Below are 22,216 nucleotides of genomic sequence, written 5' to 3' on the forward strand. Positions count from 1 at the left end.
AGTCTTATTCATCATCGTCTCCAAATAGTGAATTAATATTTTGTCTTGCAATGGTGCTCATCCTACTAGACGAAGATCACAAGAAAAACATACTATTCTCTGATCAATACTTCGGGATTTTCGAAGAGTTGAGTTCGGGATCAAATTGATTGCACATGAAAAACAAAAGGGATGCTGCAATCGCAGCATCCCTTTCTATTTGAAGATGAGGTCAGTAAAGCCTAGAAGATATAGGTCGCGTTAAGCCCTAACAACCAATTACGGCCTGCAGCAGGCTCGAAAAAGCGGGCATTGCCATCATTGACGCGGATGGATCCAATGTAATCTTTGTCAAAGATATTCTCTACACGTACATACTCGCTGAAACGCCAGTTTTCTAGCTTTTGCTGCAGTCCTGCACGGATATTGAAGATAGTGTAGGAGCCGGCAGTGTCTGTATTGACATCGTTTACATAGACTTTGCTGTTGTGTCGAGCTTCAAAAGCAGTGTTGAATCCACTGGCTTGATGTTTCCATGCGACTTCACCATAAATCTGGGTTTTGTACGTGCCAGGAAGATAATTACCTGACTCAACAGTGGTGTTGAGAGTATTTGTATAGGTTGAGTCAAATTTTGCATTGAGCAAAGTGTATGAACCGAATAATGAAATATTATTGGCAAATTTTGACTCTATAGAGAGCTCAGCGCCATGACGTTTGGTTTTTCCAGCATTCATATAGGAAGAGCGGCCACTTACCGTATCATCAACGACGATTTCATCGTCTGTTAGTGTCTTAAATAATGTTAAGTTAGCGGAGGTATTATTGCCGATGATTGCCTTGGTACCAATTTCAAAATTACGACTTTCGCTTGGTTTTAAGGATAAATTAGGCGTGCTATTAGCGGCTGTGGATGCATATGCGGCTTCAATGAAAGTCGGAGTTTCAAAGCCCTTGCCATAGTTGGCATAGAAATTTAGGGCAGGAGTTGCTTTCCATACTGCTCCAAAGACGGGAGTCGTTTTTTCATAAGTCACACGGCCGCTATTATCACCATTGGCTCCTTGGCCAGTAATGAAATTATCATCTACTTCCAAAGTTACTTTTGTTCTCCTAACGCCAACATGGAGATCCAGTGATTCAAGAGCAGACCACTTTACTTGGGCATATTTGTCAAAGTTTGTCGCGATATTTTCTTCGTTCCGATTAAGGGACCATGTTTGGCTTAATGAGCGTTTGACGCCATTGTCTGCATTAATGTCCAATCGGTCATCACGCATTTTTCCGTAGGTCAGTCCCAGACTAAAGTTATATGGTCGAGAGAATAGTTCGCCACTATTGTCCCAACGAATATCTGTGCCCCAGAAATCACGGTCAATCTGACTAGCTCTGCCATTTGCGTTGATTGGCGCTGTACGGGGCAGGGCAAGGTATTGCAGGTTTTTGCGGTTACCAACATAGGCAACCATATTAAGTGAGTTATTGTGGTTAATTCTGTGTTCCAGGTTAAAACCAACTTGAGTTTGGCTACGAGACACACGAGTGTTTGATTCAATTGCTACAGGAGATGCTTGCTTACGATCAGCGCGAACTTCTGAGCGAGTCAATCCGATGGGATCATCCGCCTCTTGATCGAACCAATTGACCAGTGTAGTGAGCTTGGTATCTTCGTTCAAGTTGAAGCGGAATTTCGCCGTGCCTTGTTCTTTCTTATTACGGCTATGGTCGCGGTAGCCGTCGGAAGAATAATTACTGTAGTTGATCAGGTATTCCAAGCCATCTGCAGTGCCGGCTGCACGTGCATTCTCGCGGCGGGTATCATAGCTGCCGAACAGCACGCCCGCAGATAACTCATGGCCTGCCGGGGCATTTTCTGTTAGCAACTGCACAACGCCGCCGGAAGAATTGCCATAAAGTGCAGAAAAAGGACCTCTCATTACTTCAATGCCTTGCATGGCGCCCAGGTCAACGCTGCCAGGTTGTCCGCTGCCATCTGGGTAAGTCAAGGGAATGCCGTCTACATATACACGCACTCCGCGCACGCCAAATGCAGAGCGGGCGCCAAAGCCACGACTGGATATTTGCGGGTCTTGCGCCATTTGGGTACGGTTCTGCGCAGTAATGCCCGGAACGCGGATCAGGCTTTCGGACAGGGTCATTTGCGGCAGGCCGTCCTGGATATTTTCTTTGCCGACCACGTCAATTGCCACTGGCAGGTCGAAGCTGCGCTGTGCTGCGCGGGTGGCCGTCACGACAACCGGGGAGATGACTTGAAGGTCATCCTTGTTTTCTTCCTTGGTGTCTTCTGCCAGGGCGGTGCTACTGCAGCATACGCTTAGTACGGCGAGTGGAATGAGTTTGAGGTGAAACCTGGAATGATGCATGCTGACTCCCCGACGATGCTTTTAAACTGTTTTATGAGCAGGCGAGCATAGGTGAAAGCGAGCGGTTTGACCATCAAGATAATCATGAATTTGCACCGGAACCTTGCCCGGTCAGGAAGTCCTGCAAAGTGCTTGCGGTGGGCAGGTGAAGTAGAAGGCCGCGCTGGCGGACCGTCAGGCTGGCACTGGCGCAACCATATTGCAAGGCGGTATTGATGGTTTGGCCTTGTAGCAGGCTGGCAAGCAATGCGCTGGCAAAAGCATCGCCTGCGCCGATGCTATCAACAGCTTCGGCGTGAAATCCTGCTTGTCCATAGGTAGTGCCGTCTTCCAGGATGGCGGCTACACCTTGGTCGCCCAATGTGATGATGAGCGATTTGCCAGGAAAATGCCGGTTAAAGCGCATGGCGTCTAGCCATGCGAGTGCGGCTTCACAGGAAGTGAAGTTTTCTGGTGCGCCATTCAGCCATGCCTGCGCCTCGGCCTGGTTCATGATGAGCACATCGGTAAGCGCGAGCAGCTTGGCGCTGATGTCACGGTAGGGAGATGGATTGAGAACCGTCATGCGGCCTGCGGCATGTGCGATCTTGAAGGCTACCAAGATAGCGGCGTCAGGCAGTTCAAAGGACGAGTAGGCGAGGTCGGCCTGCTGGATGGAGGCTGTTTGCTGCTGGATATGCGTTTCGCCAAGCAGGGCATTGGCGCCGGGATGAACGATGATTTGATTCTGCCCTTGCGCATCGATCAGCGCGACGCCTTGACCATTGTATTCGGCAGTTACGGCGCAAGCGATATGGTCGAGCTGCCATTGCGACAATATGTCCTGGCATTGCTGTTGTGATGACGGATGGCGGCCGCAGGGCATAATGCCGTCGACTGATATTCCCAGTTTGTGTAGGCCGATCAGGACATTCAACCCCTTGCCACCGGTTTCGCAGTAAAAGTCATCTGCCTGCCATGATTCGCCTGGCGCCGGGAAGCGGCGCACGAAATAGATATGCGCGATCATGAGGCTGGCAAGCACGTAGGCGTTCGAGGCTCTTGGTTTGAAGCTTGCCAACATGAGGTTTTACCCTTTCATCTTGACCCGGTAGGCATATGCGTCGCCGCGGAACGTGCCTTCCACATATTCCAGCAGGATGCCGTCCTGCGAATAGCTGCGGCGCTTGATCAGCAGGCAGGGCTGGGGAAAGCTGAAGCCGAAGGCCTGGTTTTCGATATCGTTGGAAAGGACGGCCTCGACTGTCTGTTCGCACCAGTCCAGGCGATGCTGGCATTGCTGGTTGATCGCCTGGTAGATGGAACCGTGCAAGTCGGCAGAGGCGAGCTCCGGCAGGTGGTGCAGGTTATACCAGGCGATTTCGTGCGAGAGCGGTTTGTCGTCTCCATAGCGGATGCGCTCCAGCTTGAGGAGGGGCGTGTTGGAATTGAGGCCGAACATGGAAGCCATGCCGCGGTCATTGACGATGGATTGTTCCAGAATGCGTGTGGAAGGCGTCATGCCCAGCTCGTGCATTTCATCGGTGAAGCCGCGCAGCTTGAACATGTGGGTGTCGAGCCTGCCGGGGGTGAGCACGGTGGTGCCGCCCTTGCGGTTACTGGTGATGAGCTTGCGGTTGCGCAATTCCATGTAGCTGCGCTTGATGGTGATTTTGCTGACGCCGAGCGCTTCCGAGAAGGCGGTCTCGGTGGGCAATTGCGTGCCCGGCTTGAGCTCCTGCTGCAATATTAGGGATTCGAGCTGCTGATAAAGCTGTGCGTAGAGCGGGTCGGCTGCATTCTTGTCCAATGTAATCAAGTTGGTGATGGAGGCTACATTAGCTTTGGTGTTTTTCAATGGGGGCACGCATCAGTCCTACAAAAAATCCAATGGCATATTAACTGCCACTTTGACGAAAATTCAACAGGAATATACAAACATACCCTCAATATGGATATATTTATAAATATAATATTGGCTTTACTTTGAATCCTTCCTCCCCGAGGAAGGTTTGACAACGTGGCTAGCAATTTCATCGGGCAATTGCGCGGTTATGGCGGATGCGCCACATTTCCTCGATGATCCAGATGAGTTTCAGCCATATCGTCGAAAGCGTCCGCCGCGAGTTCGAGGTCGGCGGAGCGATCGGCGATCAATGGGTCATCCCTGGGCCGGTAGCATAGCAAGCTGGGGTACTCGATTTTGGGAGTCGCGCAAAGGTGGCAACAGCCAGAGCGGGTGCCATGGAGGTGTGCTCAACTGGATACAGGCGAAAGGTGTCTGGTTGCAATAAACCTGATATTCCAGTTTTCGGATAAGGTGAAGCTGGGCAAAGGTCGACTTGAGCAATACCTTAAAAGGCTGAGCTAAGCTGCCATAGGCTTGTGCGCTACCCTTTCACGGGTAGCGCGCTTACAAAATCCCTTCCATTACTTGAACTCGGACTTCCGTGCCGGCGGGCAGGTTGCCTACATGGTCATCCAGCACGATAAAGCAATTGGCTTCAGACATGGAGCGCAGGATGCCGGACCCCTGGTTGCCGGTAGGGCGCACTTGCCATACTCCTGCCGGATCGGCAAACAGGATACCGCGCTGGAATTCTGTGCGGCCTTCCAGCTTGCGGATCGGCTCGGTGCAGGTGGCTTTCAGCAATGGCAGCGCTGGCACCGGGTTTTGTCCCATCAGGCATAGCAAGGCATCGCGCACGAACTGGTAAAAGGTGACCATGACCGAGACGGGATTGCCCGGCAGCCCGAAATAGTGCGCCTCCCCCACTTTGCCGTAGGCCAGTGGACGGCCGGGTTTCATGGCGATTTTCCAGAATACGACCTGCCCGAGCTTTTCCAACAGCTGTTTCATGAAGTCGGCCTCGCCAACGGAAACGCCTCCGCTGGTCAGGATGACATCCGCCTGGGCGGATGCTTGCACCAGCGTTTGTTCCAGGGCTTGCGGGTCGTCGGGGACGACGCCCATGTCGGTGATCTCTACACCAAGGCTTTCCAGCATGCTATGCAGGGTATAGCGGTTGCTGTCGTATATTTGCCCCTCGCCCAACGGTTTGCCAATGCTCACCAGCTCGTCCCCTGTCGAGAAAAAGGCTATCTTGAGCTTGCGGTAGACTGAGACTTCACCGATACCGAGCGACGCGACCAAGCCAATGTCTGCGGGACGCAGCTTGCGTCCTTTTGCCAGTACGGCATGGCCGGCCTGGAGGTCCTCTCCGGCATAACGCACGTTTGCCTGTGGGGCAGGCAGTTCGAGCATGGTCATGACATCGCCGGAAACCTGGACGCGCTCCTGCATGATGACGGTATCCGCGCCTGCCGGAATCAGCGCCCCTGTCATGATGCGGATGCACTCGCCGGGCTTCACTGTTTCCGGGAACGGCTTGCCTGCATATGCAGTGCCGATGATCTTCAAGGAAACGGCATTGATGTCGCGGCTATGAAAGGCGAACCCGTCCATGGCAGAGTTGTCGTGACTGGGGACATTCAGCGGCGAGATGATGTCGGTGGCGAGTACGCGTCCGCGAGCGGCTTTCAACGGCAATGTTTCTGTTGCATTGACCGGGCTGAGGAAGTTGCGGATGAATTTCCGCGCCTGCTCGACCGGCATGGAATTGGGGTCGTAATCATCCTGGCAGCTGATGAGCTGGTTCAGTGATGGTGGTATGCTCATGGTGTCAAATCCTTCATCCAGTGCGCGATGAAGTCGGCAATCGCTTCCGGGTTGTTCAAGTCCAATGTTGGTAATGCCGCAGCGCTGAGCGGAGCATCCGTAGCCACCGCGATGATGCTGTTGTCACTTGGCGCTAGAAGCGGATAGCCTAGGCTGGGGCGGTGGATCTCGATCTTGTCGATATCAGTTTGTTTGAAGCCTTCGACCAGCACGAGGTCGATGATGCTGTCGTCAAGTTGGGGAAGCAGCTCCGAGAGTTCTATATTGGTGCTTTGCCGCTCGGGAATGCGCTGGCGCTCTGTCATCAACGCCCAGCGGGTATCCGAGCCTACCAATGTCTGTAATGCGCCCGCTTCGCGCAAGCGGTAACTGTCCTTGCCTGGCTTGTCGACATCGAATTTGTGGTGCGCATGCTTGATGACTGACAAGCGCAAGCCGCGTGCCGTGAGTACCGGGATCAGGCGGGTGAGCAATGTCGTTTTGCCCGACCCGCTGCCGTAGGCGCAAAAGCCCAATATAGGGCGGGTGAATGCGGCGGTGCTCACGCTGCCTGTTCCAGCCCGCGCAGCTCTTCAGGAGTATTGATGTTGGTGAAGGCGAGTGCCTGGTCTGTAAAGGAGACTTCGATACTGTCGAGTTCGGCGATCCAGTCTGCTATTTTACGCTCGCCGCGTTCAAGAAACTGCCCAAGGCTGGGGAGCAATGCACGGCGGCACAGGCTGAAGACGGGGTGGGCCTGTTTGCCGGTTTTTGCAACGGCGATATCCGCATCACGTTCTATCAATGCGTTCATCAGGCGCTTTGCCAGGCTGGGCGGCAACAAGGGGGAATCGCACGGCACAGTGAGGATGTAAGGGTGCTGCGCGTGCTGCATGCCCGCATGCAAGCCCGCCAATGGGCCGGCAAAACCACTGATTTCATCCTCGATGACGCGGTAGCCCAATTGGTTGTAACGCTCGATCTCCCGATTGGCATTGACAAGCACTTCGTCCACTTGCGGGGCAAGACGCCGTAATACATGCGCGACCATGGGCTGGCCGTTGAATTCCACCAAGCCCTTGTCCGCGCCGCCCATGCGCTTGCCTTTGCCGCCTGCAAGTACGATACCTGTAATGCTCATATGCTTTGCCCGGATATTGCGCCGCGGTGAAGCGGCACCAATAAATATTGTTGATTTAAAATGTAAAATTCTACTTTATTTTCCGTCGACGCTACAGCGCGACGATGCCATGCGGGCGCCAGCATGGTCAGCCGCCTGTCTGCGACATGAAGCGGATGACGGATGGCGCCTGGCGGCGCAGGTCAAAGTCATGTCCCTTGGGTTTGACCTGCATGGAGGCAAGAATGGCTTCTCTCAAGGGCTGGTCGTCATCGGGATATTCACGCAGCAAGGGCATGAGGTCCACCTTGCTCTCCTGTCCCAGGCAGAGATAAAGCTCACCCTTGCAGGTAATGCGCACGCGGTTGCATGCCTCGCAGAAATTGTGGCTATGCGGCGAGATGAAGCCGACGCGGGTATTGGTGTGGGCGACCCGCCAATAACGTGCCGGGCCTCCCGTCGTCTCCGTACTGCTGATCAGCGGGAAGTGGCTCTGCAGCAGCTTGAGGGTGGCCTGGTTGCTGACATAAGTGGCGCCCCGGCTGTGGTCGACCTCGCCCAATGGCATTTCCTCGATGAAGGCGACATCCAGCCCTTGCTGGATGGCAAATTCCAACAGGGGAACGGCTTCCATATCATTGAAGCCGCGCATGAGCACGGTATTGAGCTTGATGTGGGCAAAGCCTGCATCCTTGGCAGCCTGGATGCCGCGCAACACCTTGTTGAGGTCGCCGACGCGAGTGATCTTGCGGAAGCGCTCGGGATCGAGGCTATCCATGCTGATATTGATGCGATGCAGCCCGGCTTGCTTCAGGTCTTGGGCGTAATGCTCGAGCTGCGAGCCGTTGGTGGTCATGGTCAGTTCGCGCAGCCCGGGAAGGTGGCCGATTTCCTCGAAAAGAGAGAGCGCATTTTTACGCACCAGCGGTTCGCCGCCGGTAATGCGCACCTTGCTCACACCCAGACTGACGAAGGTTTTGACCAGGCGGGCGCACTCTTCCAGCGTCAACACTTCTTCACGCGGCAGGAAGGTCATGTCTTCGCCCATGCAATAGACGCAACGGAAATCGCAGCGGTCTGTGATCGACAGGCGTATATAGTCCACGCGACGGCTAAACTGGTCGATCAACTGGGGAGTGTGGGCGATGGCAGACATTGGGCAGCTATTCAGGCCTGGCAAGGATGCGATAAGATGCGTGGATTGTAAGTCCTTCAGTCAATACAAACAATAAATCTTGAAGACTGTCGTATGACCCCGACGAGAGGTGAAAATTCCACATGAGTGCAATCAGTATCAAGATTCGCCTGCCGTATCAACACTTGGTTGCCATTGGGCCCGGCAAGGCCGACTTGCTGGAAGCCATAGACAAGAGCGGCTCGATATCAGCAGGCGCCCGGGCCATGGGAATGTCCTATAAGCGTGCCTGGGACCTGGTCGATGCCATGAATAAAAGCTTTCGCGAGCCGCTGGTGGCGACGGCGACAGGCGGGAGCCATGGCGGCGGTGCGAAAGTGACGCCGTTTGGCCAGGATGTGCTGGCGCGTTACCGTGCGATGGAGGCCAAGGCCAATCACAGTATCGCCCAGGACGCTGAGGCGCTGGTATCCTTGCTGCAGCCGCTCTGATTGCCTGATCAACGTCTTTTCATGGGACGGGTTGCCCGGCATTTTCACCCGCTTGCGCCGATACGCCGGCCTGACGCTTAAATAGCCGGAAGCTCTCTCGCCTATCCATTGCACGGTTGCCGGACCATACCAATTCCCAGCTCTCGCCAGGCGTGAGGCTGGGATGGCGGCTGTCTTCCTGCACTATGTACAGGTCGCAGGCGGGATTATGGCTTTGCGGCAGGCTCTGTGGCTGGATGGCAAGGCCGGTGTAGTAGTCAAGCAGCGCAGTCTGCGCGGCCCCTATGCTATAGCTGTTGATACAGGAGTAGTGCGCGGGCATGGCCTCGTTGAGATCCTCGAACACATTCTTGTAGCTGCGCGCGTTGTCTATCCATGGCAGCCATAGCGTCATCAAGAGCCCCCATGCCATGGTCATGCCGACCGCCCAGTTGGTCAAAGCACCGCGATTCGAGCGCTTGCTGTTCGCGATCACAAACAGCCAGATGATCGTGACGGTCAGGGCCGCGGCCAGCGCCAGGATATTCAGGTGCGCTTCCTGGGTGGCGGCAAGAAATTGCATGCGTTCGGCGATCTTGGCCGGCGTGCCAGTCAGCATGGCAAACCAGCCCAGCCAGACCAGCGATCCCAGCAGGCCGAACAGCAGCAAGCCAAACCAATCCAATGCGCCGGCGGCCCCGCGCTTCAATGTCTCAACACTGCCGCCTGCCAATGCCGCCAACGGCAGTAACAGCGGCAGGATATGGATCTCGCGGCGCTCGAAGCCGATGCCAATGACCAAGAAGCTGGCTGCGGAAAACACCAGCAGCAACTGCATTTTGGGCTTGTTGAGCAGTACAGCGCGGTAACGCCATGCGCCCCATGCCGCAATAGGCAGCGCCGGCCAGGAATACCAGAGCAGGGTACGCAGGATATAGGGGTAATTGACGGTGCTGGAGCCGCTGATGCTGTTTTGCCACCATGCAGTGAGTTGAGCTGGGTCGGCATTGAATAGCAGCCACGGCCAGATGAAGAGCCAAGGGCTGGCTGCCAGTAGGCTTAACACCGAGACAATGGCAAAGCTCTTGCTACGCCATTGCGCGAACAGGATGGGTAATAGCAGCATGGTCGCCAACACGATGAGGGCGCTGGCCGGACCCGTGGCAAGGAAACTAATGCCTATGCCCGAACCCAGCAACGCTGATGCCCTTAATGGGCGGCGCTTGGCGAGCGCTAGGGCATACAGTGCCATGGACAATCCGGCCAGGGAGGCGACCTGGGGCATCAACAGGTGCGAGGATGCAATCAGCCCAATGGAGGCAATGAAGATGAAGGTGATCTGGCGGCCAATGCCCACCCCCCATAGCTCGCGTCCCAGCATGCCGACCATGAGCAGGGTGATGGTCATCCAGACGCTGTTGATCAGTCTGGCAGCGTCATGCAAGGGAAGGATGGACGACAGCAGCTTGCCAGAGCCCGCAGCGCTCCAGTAATACAATGGGGGATATTCTATGGATTGCTGCCCTGCGGCAATCGGGGCCAGCAGTCCCTCGCCTTGCACCATGTTCTTGACGATGCTGATGGTTTGCGCTTCGTCCGGCTTCCAGGGCTCGTGCCCGACCAATCCCAGGAATATCCATGCAATGCAGAGCAGGATCAGCAGATGTGTCTTGGCGCGTTCCCCGACCCGCGCGCGCGGGGTCGCCAAGTGTGCTTGCCAATCGTGCTCAAGCTCGAATGCCATGGATATCCTTTAGTCTTATTCGGTAATACCCGCCTATTTTAATCATCAGGCAGTTGATATGGAAAACAAAAAAGGCAGCCCAGGCTGCCTTTTTGCGACAACATACAATCCTTGTTGGATTACATGCCGTATTTCTGACGGAACTTCTCAACACGGCCAGCCGTATCGAGAATCTTCTGCTTGCCAGTATAGAACGGGTGGGATTGGGAAGAAACTTCAATCTTGACCAGTGGGTATTCCTTGCCGTCCGTCCACTTGATGGTTTCTTTCGCAGCGATAGTGGAACGTGTCAGGAAGCTGAAATCAGCAGCGATGTCCTGAAATACAACTTCGCGATATTCTGGGTGAATGCCAGGTTTCATAATGTTTTACCTCTATATTGCCGGTTTGTGCGGCGGGCCAGTGTAGGTTCCTGCCTAGCAGGGAAGTCGGGCATTATATTAAGCTTGTCAAGAAATTGCAAATTTCCCGAACGGGCTTTTTTCAGTTGTCGCTGGTGTTAGCCCCTGCGCATGGAGTCAAAGAAATCGGCGTTGTTCTTGGTTGCCTTGAGCTTGTCCAGCAGGAATTCCATCGCTTCGAGGTCATCCATCGGATAGAGCAGTTTGCGCAATACCCATATCTTTTGCAGCACGTCCTTTTCGATCAGCAGCTCTTCGCGGCGGGTGCCGGACTTATTGACGTTGATGGCAGGGTAGATGCGTTTCTCTGCCATGCGGCGGTCAAGGTGCAGTTCGGAGTTGCCGGTGCCCTTGAATTCTTCATAAATGACGTCGTCCATGCGCGAGCCGGTATCGACCAGGGCCGTGCCGATGATGGTCAGGGAGCCGCCCTCCTCGATGTTGCGTGCGGCACCGAAGAAGCGTTTGGGGCGTTGCAACGCATTGGCGTCCACGCCGCCGGTCAATACCTTGCCGGAGGCAGGCACCACGGTGTTGTAGGCGCGTGCAAGCCGGGTAATCGAGTCGAGCAGGATCACGACATCCTTCTTGTGCTCGACCAGGCGCTTGGCTTTTTCCAGCACCATTTCGGCGACCTGCACGTGGCGGGTCGCCGGTTCGTCGAAGGTGGAAGCCACGACTTCGCCCTTTACCGAACGGGTCATTTCCGTGACTTCTTCTGGGCGCTCGTCGATCATGAGCACGATCAGTACCACGTCGGGATGGTTGGCAGTGATGGCATGGGCAATATGCTGCATCATCACCGTCTTGCCTGATTTGGGCGGCGCTACCAGCAATGCGCGCTGGCCTTTACCGATCGGGGCGATCATGTCGATGACGCGGCCCGTGATGTTTTCTTCGCCACGGATATCGCGTTCCAGCACCAAGGGCTTGGTGGGGAACAGAGGCGTCAGGTTTTCGAACAGGATCTTGTGCTTGCTGTTCTCCGGCGCTTCGCCATTGACACTGTCCACCTTGACCAGCGCAAAGTAGCGTTCGCCATCTTTCGGGGTGCGAATCTCGCCCTGGATCGTGTCGCCAGTATGCAGGTTGAAGCGGCGGATCTGCGAAGGCGAGACATAGATGTCGTCAGGCCCGGCAAGGTAGGAGGTGTCGGGAGAGCGCAGGAAACCGAACCCGTCTTGCAGGACCTCCAGGGTGCCATCGCCAAAAATGCTGTCGCCTTTCTTGGCCTTGTTCTTCAATATGGCAAAGATCAAGTCCTGTTTGCGCATGCGGCTTGCGCCTTCAATCTCGTTGGCGATCGCCATTTCGACTAGTTCGGTGACAGGGAGGTGCTTCAGGTCTGATAAATGCATATGGGAAGGCTCGTTGAAGATCGGATGTGCTGCAAAAACGGGGATTGTTTGAAGGATGACCGCCAGGTTCCTGTGGCGTATGACGCTTTAAGCGTTTTGTTTTAGACGGAACCTGGCGCCAGGGTAGCGCTATTAAATATTGCTGTCAATAAATGCCGTCAGTTGGGATTTGGAAAGCGCGCCTACTTTGGTCGCTTCCACATTGCCGTTCTTGAACAGCATGAGAGTCGGGATGCCGCGGATGCCGTACTTGGGCGGTGTATTCTGGTTCTCGTCGATATTGAGCTTAGCGATCTTCAGGCGGTCGGCGTACTCTTTGGAGATTTCGTCCAGGATAGGAGCGATCATCTTGCAGGGGCCACACCATTCCGCCCAGTAGTCTACCAGGACAGGAACCTGGGACTGCAAGACTTCCTGGTCGAAAGTATCGTCGCTGATATGGGTAATATGTTCGCTCATTTGAACCTCTAGTGATGGTTTGGTTATGCTGGGTGATGTGTCCGCACCAGCTTGATAGTGGCATAGCGTGCCAAGCAATTCCGCTATCCTAGCGAAAAAAATCCTGCAAGTGAAGTATTGAATGCAGGCATGGATATTGCTGCGCTGCATGGATTTTTGTTATCTGCGCTGTGAACCGCTTCAATGATATATGACAGGGCTTCATCAATGACCGAAAACACGACTGGGAAGTTCCAATTCCTGGACGAGCCTGGAGAGCACGGCAAAGTGTTTGCCGCTTACGAGCATGTAAAGCTGTATAGCGCGTTCCAGCCGATTTATAGCTTGTCGCATTGCCGGGTTGTCGGCTACGAGGGCTTGCTGCGCGCGATTGACGGGCGCCGGCAGGTGTCGCCCTACCAGATATTTTCCCTGGCCCGCGACGAGGCCAGTATCGTGCATTTGGACCGTTTGTCGCGCGCCCTGCATTTGCGCAATTTCTGCAGCATGGGACGTGAAAACGTGGATTGGCTGTTCCTGAACGTGGACCCACGTGTGATCGTCCAGGGCAAGCAATATGGCGCTTTTTTCAGGCAGTTGCTCGAGGAGAACGACATGCCGCCAGAGCGGGTCGTCGTCGAGATCATGGAAGGTGCGATCGACGATGAGCTGCAACTGTCCGAGTCCGTCGGCTTCTACAAGGATCTGGGCTGCCTGGTGGCAATCGACGATTTTGGCGCAGGGCAATCCAATTTCGAGCGGATATGGCGGCTATCCCCCGACATTGTCAAGCTGGACCGCTCCATGATCGTACAGGCCATGCAAAAGCCGATGGCGCGGCGCTTGTTGCCGGGGATCGTATCCTTGATCCACGAGGCAGGCAGCCTGGTGCTGATTGAGGGCATAGAAACCCTGGAAGAGGCCATGGTGGCGATGGAAACCGATGTAGACTTGGTTCAGGGACATTATTTCGGCATGCCGGCCCATACGCTCAATGAAGCGCATAGTGAAGACAAGATATTTTCATTGTTTGAACGTTACCAGGCTTCATCCGCCCTGGATTCTAGCCAGAAATGCCTAGCCTACTACCGCGGCGCCTTCATGCTGGCCGTGTCCCAGCTGCAAGCCGGGCTTGTCCCGGAGCAGGCTTTCCAAAAATTATTGCTGCTGAACGGGGCCGATCGCTGTTATATGCTGGACCAGCAAGGGGTGCAGCTTGGCGCCAGCTGCCTGGCGGATAGCGCAAGAATGGTCACGGATCGGCGCTACCGGCCCTTGGCCGATGGAAGCGGCGCCGTCTGGCTGCGCCGTCCTTATTTGCGCCGGGCCTTGCAGAATCCTGGCTCGTTGCAGATGACGCGGCCTTATCTCTCGATTGCGACAGGCAAGCTCTGCGTCACGCTGTCGATGGCGGTGGTGCTGCATGGCCAGGTTAGCGTGCTGTGCTTCGATTTCAACTGGGTGGACGAGGTCTTCGGCATAAAGTAGTGCGCTGGGCCTGTCATGGCGCACTGTTCTGGTGCCTGGGACCGTGCAACGTCTTCTTGCTGATTGCGTTGAGCAGGCCCTTATAAGGCGCTGAACTGGAAGTGGTCGAATTGGTTGGTGCGCTCAATCAGCCGGGTGATCATGATGCGTTTGCTATTGCCGTCCTCAAGCGTCAAGTCGATGATTTTCGCCGGGCTGTAACTGCCGGGGGCGCCGATCAGGGAGGGCGATTGCTTGAGGGTGGGGATTTCGGGCAGCAACAGCAGCGGTACCGCATGCTCGTTGGCGGATTGCGTGCTGACGGGTTTCGCTTCCGGCGCCAGCAGCTGGATGCCAATGTCCAGGTGGCGATTTTCCGTATGGCTGGCCCAGCGCAGCACGCCGATCGCCCAATGGGTGGTATGGCTGATCCTGACTCCTACCAGGTCTCCAATGTGCAAGTGAGCTTCTGTCGCGGGCAGTTTGCGCAGGGCCATGCCGCCGGCGCTGATATTGAGCGCTTGCCAGCGCGAGTTGCGTGGCAGTTTGCCCGGCGCATTGTCCGCCGCGGCCAATGCCTTGCCGTACAGCGTGGTGTGCAACGCCGACAGGCCGATGACCAGCTCGATGCCGTCGTTTTTTGGCGTACGGTTGTATATGCGCTTCGGGGACGCTCCCCAGTGGCGGAGCAGATAGGTCAGCAGGTCCTGGTAGCGGGGCTGGTTTGCATTTTCCGGCAGGCCGGCTTCCGGCGGAAACGGACCCAATTGGCACTGCTTGATGTGCTGGTGGACCTGGCGCGCCAAGTCCATGGTGAGCAGAAAGAAGTCGTGCTCCTCGTCAACTTTCCGCAGGCGCTTGCCCAGCGGCACGGGCGGCTTGTCCCGATTGCCCGAGATCAGGAAAATGGCTGCCGGGTTTTCCATCGGCTCAGGACGTTGCAATTGGGCAAGATCGGCGAAGCGCGTGATGTAGTCGCAAGTGAGCTTGATGTCCCTCTGCGAAAGGTGCTGAGGGTCGGCCAGGCTGATCAGTAGCGCCTGTTTGTAGACGTGGCTGATGGGCCGTACCTGATTGCGCACCAAGTCGTCGATTGCACTAGCTTCCAGCCCGCGCTTCACGCTCAGGGCGTAAAGCTGGTGCAACTCGCTCCAGAGCGAGGGAGGCTGCGCCCGGTAGGTTTCATAATAAATCTCGATCTGCATGCGCAAGACATCCAGCGTACGATGCAGGCACAGGGTCAGGAGCTTTGTGCCGCCAATCTTGAATAGCCTGGCTTCAAGGTCCAGCAGGGCGAGTTTGTAGCCATAGGCCAACTCGGTCCATAGGGTATTGGCCAGCGTGGCATATTGCTTGTCTTGTTCGGGCAGGGGAAGCGGGGCATTGCAGTAATGGGCCGCGAGTGATTCTGTGACTGAAGCAATGGCAGGCCGGTAGGTTTCCAGCGCCTTGACCCGGGTGTCGGGCGCGACTTTCTGCCGGTTGAGGATTTCCAGCTCTTCCTGCAGCGCCTGGGATGTCTCTAGGATGTTAGTGACGGGGAGTGCGTTCAGAAACTTGGTGATTTTTGCCGGTTTGGTTTCTGCAACAATCAGTGGATGCTCCACCAATGCCGGCACGTTCAAATTCAACAGCATTCCCTAACTCCCCCTTTAAAGTGAGGATGGTAAATAGTCTTGGCTGTTTTGTCACTGCCTGGTTAAAGCCCGAAAGAGCTTTAGCAATGGTGCGGTACTGATGAGCAGGTTAGATTGCGGAGGCTTGGGATGCGTCGATACTGTTGCCTTCGGCATCCAGTATGTTGAGCTGGTTTTCGTCAGCAAAATACATGAGCTGGTTGAAGCCTTCCGGGTTGGTGTCTCTGAGTTTCAGGTCTACCGCCAGGCAGCGTACTCCTTCTATGACGCGCGGCTTGAGGTAGGGCGAATAACGGAGCTTGCGGTCAGCGCCAAAGCTGGCGTAGGTGCTGCACATCCTATCCACCCAGTCGCTGGGGCGGAACGGCTTGCCTGCGCGTGTCAGCCCCTGAATGATGATTTCCTTGATGCCTGATTTTTCTGTCGTGCCCATGCCTTAACCATTAACCCAATCTGACCACACATTCTAGCACCCAATCGGCCGATGCAGCTCGATTGGGTGCACGCTTGCGTGCTGTTAATCAATGTACTCGAATACCTTGACTACCTTGCCCACGCCGCTGGTGCTGCGGGCGATGTCGACGGCGTCCTCAGCTTCCTGCTTGGTCACTAGGCCGAGTAGGAACACGGTGGTGGCTTCCGTCACCACCTTGACATAGTTTGCAGGGAAGCGGTTTTCCTTCACCAGGCGCGCCTTGACCTTGGAGGTGATGTAGGTGTCGTTGTTGCGTTCGCTGAAAGTGCTCTTGGTGTCGATCACGATTTCATTGGTGACATTGCGGACGTTGTCTACGTTGCGTACCGCTTTCTCGGCAGCCTCCTTGCTGGCGGCATCGACCGCTTCGCCGGTAAGCAGTACGTTGCGGTTGTAGCTGGTGACATTGATATGGTTCTTCTCGCCGAGTTCCTGCTTGACGGCATTGGAGGCTTTCAGCTCAATGTTTTGGTCTTCAATATAAATGCCCGAGGTCCTGCGGTCGGCTGCCATGGCGCCGCCGGCGGCGGCGCCGCCAATCACGGCGGGAACGCAGGCGGCGAGTTGGGTGGAGAGCGCCACTGCCAGAAGCAAGGGAGCCAGAGGGAAGAGGGTAAGCGCGCGCATATTAATTCACTCCTAACAAAAGACAATCAATCGCATCGCAAATGCAATGCAGGGTCAACATATAAACTTCCTGGATCCTGGCAGGGTGCTCGTGCGGCACCCCGATATGGATATCTTCCTCGGTGAGAAGTTCCACAAGTTCGCCGCCATCCCCGCCGCTGAAGGCGATCACGTGCATGCCCGCATCCTTGGCTGCGGAGATCGCACGCAGGATATTCCTTGAATTGCCGCTGGTGCTGAGCGCCAGCAACACGTCGCCCTGGTGGCCGAGGGCAGTGATCTGGCGCGCGAACACTTGTTCGAAGTGATTGTCGTTGGCAATCGAGGTCAAGGTGGAGATGTCGGCGGGCAAGGCGATGGCGGCCAGGCCCGGACGTTCCTGGTCATAGCGGTTCAGCATGCGCGACGCGAAATATTGTGCGTTGGATGCCGAGCCGCCATTGCCGCAGGTGAGGATCTTTTTTTCATTGAGCAGTGCCTGCACGATGAGCTCGGCCGAGTCGGCGATCGGTGCGGCCAATAGTTCCGCCAGTTCCAGCTTGAGGCGTCCGCTTTCTTCGAAATGTGCCGTGATGCGTTGGTGAAGGTCAGTCATATTGTGATGTTGGTGTTGTTCTGGTGGAGTCAGGCGCCAAATGCATCCTGAATCCACTCGATTTTATTTGTATCCAGCCTGCTTAATAAAATAGCGTCGAAGCGGCAAGGAGCGCTGCCATGCTGTTGCAGGAAGTGTTCAGCCGTGCGGATGAGCTTTTGTTGCTTGGCAGCATCGATGCTGGCTGCGGCGCCGCCAAATGCGGAATGGCTGCGCATGCGGACTTCAATGAACACGACGGTGTCGCCTTGCTTCATCACCAGGTCTATTTCACCAAAGCGGCAGCGATAATTGCGCCCGACCAGCGCCAAGCCCTGTGTTGCCAGGTAGTGCTCCGCAATGGCTTCTGCGTCATCCCCGAGTCGCTTCAAGGCGTGGTTTCCGGCACGACACCTTGCGCGCTGAAACGTCCGCTGGCAAGCTCGCGGCTGATATCGCCCTCGGGGGATATGCTGATTTTCCCGGTCAGGCCCTGCAAGGTATGCGCCTGCTGCGGATGTTTGCTCACATGGTCGAGGATGCGGTAAGCGTCCACGCCCAAGGCGAACCAGCGTTGCATTTCGCCGGGAGGCAAGTCGGAGGCGGCAGGCCGCAGGCCTGCAAATGCAGCGGAGTCAGGTTCGAGCAGCCAGGGCATGTCGACGAAGCGCACCGCATTGAGGGGCTCGTTTTCCGGGTCCTGCGGAATGCCGGCATAGACGTGCGAGGTCGCGAATGTCGGTGTCGCGGTGTCCAGATAAGGGCGGATGTCTCTCGCTTCTTCATAGCTTGCCGCCAGGAAAATCAGGTCGGACGGGTTGGATGTGATGTTGGCCTGCAGTTCGGTCAGGTTGCTGTCCTCGGTAAACGTCAGCTGTTGGGTGATGCGCCCGCCGGCGTCGTTCCAGGCATTGCCGAACGCTTGCGCCATGCGTTCAGCCAAGTGGTTGCTGCCAGCTGCGATGGTTGCGGTTTGCATGCCCAGGCGTTGCGCCAGCCTGACGAGCTGGGCAATTTCCACTTCAAGAGATAGGCCGAAGATATATAAGTTGGGCGTTTTTCCTGGGTTGGAGTCAGACTGGTTGAGCGCCAGGGTCGGGATGCTGAGAGCCTGCTGGCCCAGGCGCGTGACTTCATCGCGCGTCAATGGCCCTAACGCCACCTGCACGCCTTCATCGACTGCGCGCTGGTATGTTGCGGCAATATTGGCGGGATTGCCGTCGGTGGCGTACAGCGTGAGTTCGCGTTGGTCTTGCGCCTGGGCTTGGGCGGCGGCAAATCCCTGCTCTATTGCATCCGCAGCGGGGTAATAGGCTTCCACCGCAAAAGGCAGGATAACCCCTATTTTGCCGCCAGGAGCGACAGGTGCAACAGCTTCGCCAGGGGCTGGAGCCTCGGGGCGCTGGGAGAGTAACGTCTGGCTGAACCCCTTGCTTGCAGGATGGCCTGGATAGAAGTCAGGCCAGTTCTTCAGTGCGTTGTCATCTTGTTCCTGGGCTGCCAGCGCCAGGTCGATCCAGCCCTGGATGTCCGTGTCCGGGCTTTCGCCGCGTATATTGACCAAGTCTTCGCGGCTCAGCTTGCCCAGGCTGCTCCAGATTTTCTTGTGGTTCTCGGCACGGCCTGGCTCATCATCAAGGAAGCGTTCCGCTGCAACGCGTTGTTCCAGCGCTCGCAAGGGGTCGGGCTCTTGCTCATAGGCGAGCGCGAGGCTTGCGTGTAAACTTGCGGCTGCCTCGTTGTTGAGCGAAATATTGGCCTTCAAAGGCAACAGCAGGCGGAAAACGGAGTCAAAATCCTGTTGTGCGGCGGCAATGTTGCCAGCCAGGAGCTTGGCATAGACCGATTGGCTGGGAATCCGGTTGAGCGCCAGGGTGGCGCAGTCGATATCCTGGGCCTGCAGGCAGGTGATGCCTTCATGAAAACGCGTTTCCGGCGGCACGGCATTCGGGCTGGCTGCTGCTGCCATTGCCTGGGCCGGCAGCAATATCCATGTGAAATACAGAAGGGCGAGCAGTCGTTGAATCATAGTGGGACATTATATGTGGTAGCCACGCCAATTGGAAACCTGCAAGACATCAGCTTGCGGGCGTTGGAAGTGCTCAAGGCAGTGGATGTCGTGGCGGCGGAAGATACCCGGCACACTTCCGGCCTACTGTCGCATTTTGCCATGCAAAAAAAGTTGCTGGCCGTGCATGAGCACAATGAGCGCAAGGCGGGCGAGCAGTTGATCCAGCGTTTGCAGGCTGGCGAATCTGTCGCTCTGGTAAGCGATGCGGGCACACCCGGCATCAGCGACCCAGGCGTTGTGGTGATTGCGATGGCGCATGAGGCTGGAATCAAGGTGGTACCGATACCGGGTGCATCCGCAGTGGTGGCTGCGCTTTCCGCGGCGGGGATCGCGACGCCCGGGTTCCAGTTTCATGGGTTCCTCCCGGCCAGCGGCAGCCAACGCCGTTCGGCCCTGCAGTCACTTGCGGATGTGACGGTGACCCTGGTGTTCTACGAGGCCCCGCACCGGGTGCTCGATAGTGTCTCAGATATGGCTGCTATGCTCGGGCCGGAACGTACGCTCACCATTGCGCGCGAGCTGACTAAGACCTTCGAGACCATACACCGGCTGCCATTGCCGGAAGCTCGGGCTTGGCTGGAGGAGGATGCCAACCGCCAGCGTGGCGAATTCGTGCTGTTGGTGGAACCTGCGCCGGCGAAGGAGCTTGCTGCTGTCGATGACGAGGCGCAGCGCGTGTTGACGCTGTTGCTGGACGAATTGCCCTTGAAGCAGGCGGTCAAGCTGGCGACGGAGATCACCGGCGCCAAGAAGAATGCGCTGTATGAACTGGCGCTCAGCCTCAAGCAATCCTGAACCTTATTGTTAGATATTGAATATAGAGAGTTTCATGACGACTACCATCACCATCACACGTCCTGATGATTGGCACCTGCATTTGCGCGACGGCGCAGCCTTGTCCGCGGTATTGCCTGATGCCGCAAGGCGTTTCGGGCGGGCGATTGTCATGCCCAACCTGCGCCCGCCGGTGACGACCACGGCATTGGCGCACGCATATCGTGAACGCATCGTGCAAGCCTTGCCCGCAGGTTCGAATTTTCAGCCGTTGATGACTTTGTACCTCACGGATAACACCAGTGCCGATGAAATTGTCTTGGCCAAGGACAGCGGCATCGTGCACGGCGTGAAGCTCTATCCTGCCGGGGCTACTACCAATTCCGACTCGGGAGTGACCAACCTCGGGCATTGCGTCAAGGCGCTAGAGGCCATGGAGAAATACGGGGTTCCCTTGCTGGTGCATGCCGAAGTGACCGATGCCGATGTGGATGTATTCGATCGCGAGCGGGTGTTCATCGAGCGCAACATGATCCCGCTGCTGGAGCGTTTCCAGGGATTGCGGGTCGTGTTTGAGCACATCACGACCAAGGATGCGGCAGAGTTCGTCGCCGGGGCGTCGGAGAATATTGCTGCCACCGTCACGGCGCATCACCTGCTCATGAACCGCAACGCTATGTTCAACGGAGGCATCCGTCCGCATCATTATTGCCTGCCTGTGCTCAAGCGCGAGGAGCATCGCCTAGCCTTGGTCGCGGCGGCGACTTCCGGCAATCCCAAATTCTTCCTGGGCACCGATAGCGCGCCGCATGCGAAATCCGCAAAGGAGGTGGCTTGTGGTTGCGCCGGCATGTATACCGCGCATGCCGGGATCGAGCTGTATGCCGAAGTGTTTGATGAAGCTGGTGCGCTTGACAGGCTGGAAGCGTTTGCGAGCTTCCATGGGCCCGATTTTTACCGCCTGCCGCGCAATGCGGACAAGATCATCCTGGAAAAAAGCGCGTGGGAGGTGCCTCCAAGCCTGCCGTTTGCGGGGGATGAGCTGGTGCCTTTGCGTGCCGGCGGCACTATTGCCTGGCGGTTGAGGTAACTGTCTGCTGTGGCTGCCGGTCCGTTTGAAGCGGCTAATAACACCCTCCTGACATTATTGTTCAGCCTTGCCGTACTGCTTGTGCTGGCTCGCCTAGTCAGGACCGCTTCGCTGGGTTTTGTCAGCGCTCTTATTGTCTGGCCTGGCGGGCGTTGGCCCTGTGGCGGATGTGGTAAACTAGCGCCGAAGCTGGCCAGGCAGCCGCCGCTCGTGCAAGCGAGGGGAGGAAAGTCCGGGCTCCACAGAGCAGGATGACGGCTAACGGCCGTACGCAGCAACCTTTATGTTGCAAAACTTAAAGGCCAAGGCGAGGAATAGGGCCACAGAGACGAGTAAGCCGCAAGGCGGACGTGAAACGCGGTAACCTCCATCCGGAGCAAGACCAAATAGGGTAGCAATGGCGTGGCTCGCGTCGCTACCGGGTAGGTTGCTTGAGCCTGGCGGCAACGCCAGGCCTAGATGAATGGCTGCCACCCGCATTGCGGGGACAGAACCCGGCTTACCGGCCAGCTTCTCTTTCATTGATTTTATAGCCCACTGTTCAGACTCCTTTCCTGCCTCGCATATCCCACACCAAGATTCAGTCACCTCTCAAGTGTTTCTAACAAAGCACTTTCACTAAATTTCCTATCTCCTTATTTTTTAAGGATAAAAGTTTTCTCGCAAAAATCATCTAAGTCATTGTCCCATAAAGGAAAAATCCTAAAAAAGCCCTTGCATTGGCATTTTTTTTTATCTATAGTGGGTGTTAGTGGAGAAAAGTGGAGTTTTGTGGGTAATTGTTGGTCAAAGTTGATTGCTCATCTCCGGATGGTTGGCAATTACCCATCTCCCG

At 56.1% G+C, this 22,216-nt stretch carries 22 protein-coding genes and 1 other RNA gene; 6 read left to right on the forward strand and 17 right to left on the reverse strand.

What is annotated here, in order from left to right; all coding sequences use genetic code 11:
* Nucleotides 1-221: 221 nt before the first annotated feature.
* The 3 genes from ACW4YW_RS12225 to ACW4YW_RS12235 all read right to left on the reverse strand — a co-directional run bounded on the left by ACW4YW_RS12225 (nucleotide 222) and on the right by ACW4YW_RS12235 (nucleotide 4,209).
* A complete protein-coding gene (locus ACW4YW_RS12225; protein WP_457137806.1) occupies nucleotides 222-2,363 on the reverse strand; it encodes a TonB-dependent receptor family protein in 2,142 nt (713 codons plus the stop codon).
* Between the two features lie 82 nt (nucleotides 2,364-2,445).
* A complete protein-coding gene (locus tag ACW4YW_RS12230; protein WP_457137807.1) occupies nucleotides 2,446-3,426 on the reverse strand; it encodes a PfkB family carbohydrate kinase in 981 nt (326 codons plus the stop codon).
* Nucleotides 3,427-3,432: 6 nt separating this feature from the next.
* Entirely contained in the window at nucleotides 3,433-4,209 is a 777-nt protein-coding gene (locus tag ACW4YW_RS12235; RefSeq protein ID WP_457137808.1) for a GntR family transcriptional regulator, read from the reverse strand.
* A gap of 194 nt (nucleotides 4,210-4,403) precedes the next feature.
* On the opposite strand from ACW4YW_RS12235, the gene ACW4YW_RS12240 reads away from it, so the two are divergent.
* Nucleotides 4,404-4,526: a hypothetical protein gene (locus ACW4YW_RS12240; protein ID WP_457137809.1), complete on the forward strand. Its 123-nt coding sequence runs from the start codon at nucleotides 4,404-4,406 to the stop codon at nucleotides 4,524-4,526.
* A gap of 229 nt (nucleotides 4,527-4,755) precedes the next feature.
* Here ACW4YW_RS12240 and moeA read toward each other — a convergent pair whose 3' ends face one another.
* The 4 genes from moeA to moaA all read right to left on the reverse strand — a co-directional run bounded on the left by moeA (nucleotide 4,756) and on the right by moaA (nucleotide 8,276).
* Nucleotides 4,756-6,021 carry a molybdopterin molybdotransferase MoeA gene (gene moeA / locus ACW4YW_RS12245; protein ID WP_457137810.1) on the reverse strand — a complete coding sequence of 422 codons (1,266 nt, stop codon included), beginning with the start codon at nucleotides 6,019-6,021 and terminating at the stop codon, nucleotides 4,756-4,758.
* Nucleotides 6,018-6,566, reverse strand: coding sequence for a molybdopterin-guanine dinucleotide biosynthesis protein B (mobB, locus tag ACW4YW_RS12250; RefSeq protein WP_457137811.1), 549 nt, complete (start codon nucleotides 6,564-6,566; stop codon nucleotides 6,018-6,020). Before mobB ends, moeA begins: the two co-directional genes overlap by 4 nt.
* On the reverse strand, nucleotides 6,563-7,141 hold the full coding sequence (gene mobA / locus ACW4YW_RS12255) for a molybdenum cofactor guanylyltransferase MobA (RefSeq protein ID WP_457137812.1): 579 nt from the start codon (nucleotides 7,139-7,141) through the stop codon (nucleotides 6,563-6,565). Before mobA ends, mobB begins: the two co-directional genes overlap by 4 nt.
* Nucleotides 7,142-7,268: 127 nt before the next feature.
* Nucleotides 7,269-8,276: a GTP 3',8-cyclase MoaA gene (moaA, locus tag ACW4YW_RS12260; RefSeq protein WP_457137813.1), complete on the reverse strand. Its 1,008-nt coding sequence runs from the start codon at nucleotides 8,274-8,276 to the stop codon at nucleotides 7,269-7,271.
* Between the two features lie 122 nt (nucleotides 8,277-8,398).
* Between moaA and ACW4YW_RS12265 the strand changes: the two genes are divergently transcribed.
* Nucleotides 8,399-8,746 carry a winged helix-turn-helix domain-containing protein gene (locus ACW4YW_RS12265; RefSeq protein WP_457137814.1) on the forward strand — a complete coding sequence of 116 codons (348 nt, stop codon included), beginning with the start codon at nucleotides 8,399-8,401 and terminating at the stop codon, nucleotides 8,744-8,746.
* Between the two features lie 19 nt (nucleotides 8,747-8,765).
* Here ACW4YW_RS12265 and ACW4YW_RS12270 read toward each other — a convergent pair whose 3' ends face one another.
* The 4 genes from ACW4YW_RS12270 to trxA form a co-directional block, all read right to left on the reverse strand.
* On the reverse strand, nucleotides 8,766-10,469 hold the full coding sequence (locus ACW4YW_RS12270) for an ArnT family glycosyltransferase (protein WP_457137815.1): 1,704 nt from the start codon (nucleotides 10,467-10,469) through the stop codon (nucleotides 8,766-8,768).
* 119 nt (nucleotides 10,470-10,588) lie between these two features.
* Nucleotides 10,589-10,831 carry a type B 50S ribosomal protein L31 gene (locus tag ACW4YW_RS12275; protein ID WP_457137816.1) on the reverse strand — a complete coding sequence of 81 codons (243 nt, stop codon included), beginning with the start codon at nucleotides 10,829-10,831 and terminating at the stop codon, nucleotides 10,589-10,591.
* 137 nt (nucleotides 10,832-10,968) lie between these two features.
* Nucleotides 10,969-12,228 (reverse strand): transcription termination factor Rho, encoded by a 1,260-nt coding sequence (rho, locus tag ACW4YW_RS12280; protein ID WP_457137817.1) that lies wholly within the window; start codon nucleotides 12,226-12,228, stop codon nucleotides 10,969-10,971.
* 132 nt (nucleotides 12,229-12,360) lie between these two features.
* Nucleotides 12,361-12,687, reverse strand: coding sequence for a thioredoxin TrxA (gene trxA, locus ACW4YW_RS12285; RefSeq protein WP_226757751.1), 327 nt, complete (start codon nucleotides 12,685-12,687; stop codon nucleotides 12,361-12,363).
* Between the two features lie 207 nt (nucleotides 12,688-12,894).
* On the opposite strand from trxA, the gene ACW4YW_RS12290 reads away from it, so the two are divergent.
* Nucleotides 12,895-14,154 (forward strand): sensor domain-containing phosphodiesterase, encoded by a 1,260-nt coding sequence (locus ACW4YW_RS12290; protein ID WP_457137818.1) that lies wholly within the window; start codon nucleotides 12,895-12,897, stop codon nucleotides 14,152-14,154.
* 80 nt (nucleotides 14,155-14,234) lie between these two features.
* On the opposite strand, the gene ACW4YW_RS12295 is transcribed toward ACW4YW_RS12290, so the two are convergent.
* The 6 genes from ACW4YW_RS12295 to ACW4YW_RS12320 all read right to left on the reverse strand — a co-directional run bounded on the left by ACW4YW_RS12295 (nucleotide 14,235) and on the right by ACW4YW_RS12320 (nucleotide 19,475).
* Complete coding sequence (locus tag ACW4YW_RS12295; RefSeq protein WP_457137819.1) at nucleotides 14,235-15,770, reverse strand: hypothetical protein; 1,536 nt, start codon at nucleotides 15,768-15,770, stop codon at nucleotides 14,235-14,237.
* A 109-nt stretch (nucleotides 15,771-15,879) separates the two neighbouring features.
* Nucleotides 15,880-16,203 (reverse strand): DUF3579 domain-containing protein, encoded by a 324-nt coding sequence (locus ACW4YW_RS12300; protein ID WP_457137820.1) that lies wholly within the window; start codon nucleotides 16,201-16,203, stop codon nucleotides 15,880-15,882.
* Between the two features lie 84 nt (nucleotides 16,204-16,287).
* Entirely contained in the window at nucleotides 16,288-16,872 is a 585-nt protein-coding gene (locus tag ACW4YW_RS12305; protein ID WP_457137821.1) for a BON domain-containing protein, read from the reverse strand.
* A gap of 1 nt (nucleotide 16,873) precedes the next feature.
* A complete protein-coding gene (locus tag ACW4YW_RS12310) occupies nucleotides 16,874-17,467 on the reverse strand; it encodes a phosphoheptose isomerase (protein WP_457137822.1) in 594 nt (197 codons plus the stop codon).
* A gap of 29 nt (nucleotides 17,468-17,496) precedes the next feature.
* A complete protein-coding gene (locus ACW4YW_RS12315) occupies nucleotides 17,497-17,838 on the reverse strand; it encodes a YraN family protein (RefSeq protein WP_457137823.1) in 342 nt (113 codons plus the stop codon).
* Nucleotides 17,835-19,475, reverse strand: coding sequence for a penicillin-binding protein activator (locus tag ACW4YW_RS12320; protein WP_457137824.1), 1,641 nt, complete (start codon nucleotides 19,473-19,475; stop codon nucleotides 17,835-17,837). The genes ACW4YW_RS12315 and ACW4YW_RS12320 overlap by 4 nt, the downstream gene beginning before the upstream one ends.
* Here ACW4YW_RS12320 and rsmI point away from each other — a divergent pair.
* The 3 genes from rsmI (at nucleotide 19,467) to rnpB (ending at nucleotide 21,899) form a co-directional block, all read left to right on the forward strand.
* On the forward strand, nucleotides 19,467-20,312 hold the full coding sequence (rsmI, locus tag ACW4YW_RS12325) for a 16S rRNA (cytidine(1402)-2'-O)-methyltransferase (RefSeq protein WP_457137825.1): 846 nt from the start codon (nucleotides 19,467-19,469) through the stop codon (nucleotides 20,310-20,312). The genes ACW4YW_RS12320 and rsmI overlap by 9 nt on opposite strands.
* Nucleotides 20,313-20,346: 34 nt before the next feature.
* Entirely contained in the window at nucleotides 20,347-21,381 is a 1,035-nt protein-coding gene (gene pyrC / locus ACW4YW_RS12330) for a dihydroorotase (RefSeq protein WP_457137826.1), read from the forward strand.
* Nucleotides 21,382-21,566: 185 nt separating this feature from the next.
* Nucleotides 21,567-21,899, forward strand: an RNA gene (rnpB, locus tag ACW4YW_RS12335) — RNase P RNA component class A.
* Nucleotides 21,900-22,216 lie beyond the last annotated feature (317 nt).

The sequence above is a fragment of the Methylobacillus pratensis genome (assembly GCF_054072455.1).

Bases quoted from the DNA above. Each gene is read 5' to 3' on its own strand.
- ACW4YW_RS12310 (WP_457137822.1), bottom strand. From the start codon at position 17,467: ATGACTGACCTTCACCAACGCATCACGGCACATTTCGAAGAAAGCGGA.
- ACW4YW_RS12300 (WP_457137820.1), bottom strand. From the start codon at position 16,203: ATGGGCACGACAGAAAAATCAGGCATCAAGGAAATCATCATTCAGGGG.
- ACW4YW_RS12295 (WP_457137819.1), bottom strand. From the start codon at position 15,770: ATGCTGTTGAATTTGAACGTGCCGGCATTGGTGGAGCATCCACTGATT.
- ACW4YW_RS12275 (WP_457137816.1), bottom strand. From the start codon at position 10,831: ATGAAACCTGGCATTCACCCAGAATATCGCGAAGTTGTATTTCAGGAC.
- moeA (WP_457137810.1), bottom strand. From the start codon at position 6,021: ATGAGCATACCACCATCACTGAACCAGCTCATCAGCTGCCAGGATGAT.
- moaA (WP_457137813.1), bottom strand. From the start codon at position 8,276: ATGTCTGCCATCGCCCACACTCCCCAGTTGATCGACCAGTTTAGCCGT.
- ACW4YW_RS12290 (WP_457137818.1), top strand. From the start codon at position 12,895: ATGACCGAAAACACGACTGGGAAGTTCCAATTCCTGGACGAGCCTGGA.
- ACW4YW_RS12225 (WP_457137806.1), bottom strand. From the start codon at position 2,363: ATGCATCATTCCAGGTTTCACCTCAAACTCATTCCACTCGCCGTACTA.
- ACW4YW_RS12265 (WP_457137814.1), top strand. From the start codon at position 8,399: ATGAGTGCAATCAGTATCAAGATTCGCCTGCCGTATCAACACTTGGTT.
- rho (WP_457137817.1), bottom strand. From the start codon at position 12,228: ATGCATTTATCAGACCTGAAGCACCTCCCTGTCACCGAACTAGTCGAA.
- mobA (WP_457137812.1), bottom strand. From the start codon at position 7,141: ATGAGCATTACAGGTATCGTACTTGCAGGCGGCAAAGGCAAGCGCATG.
- ACW4YW_RS12320 (WP_457137824.1), bottom strand. From the start codon at position 19,475: ATGATTCAACGACTGCTCGCCCTTCTGTATTTCACATGGATATTGCTG.
- ACW4YW_RS12240 (WP_457137809.1), top strand. From the start codon at position 4,404: ATGCGCCACATTTCCTCGATGATCCAGATGAGTTTCAGCCATATCGTC.
- ACW4YW_RS12305 (WP_457137821.1), bottom strand. From the start codon at position 16,872: ATGCGCGCGCTTACCCTCTTCCCTCTGGCTCCCTTGCTTCTGGCAGTG.
- ACW4YW_RS12270 (WP_457137815.1), bottom strand. From the start codon at position 10,469: ATGGCATTCGAGCTTGAGCACGATTGGCAAGCACACTTGGCGACCCCG.
- ACW4YW_RS12230 (WP_457137807.1), bottom strand. From the start codon at position 3,426: ATGTTGGCAAGCTTCAAACCAAGAGCCTCGAACGCCTACGTGCTTGCC.
- trxA (WP_226757751.1), bottom strand. From the start codon at position 12,687: ATGAGCGAACATATTACCCATATCAGCGACGATACTTTCGACCAGGAA.
- pyrC (WP_457137826.1), top strand. From the start codon at position 20,347: ATGACGACTACCATCACCATCACACGTCCTGATGATTGGCACCTGCAT.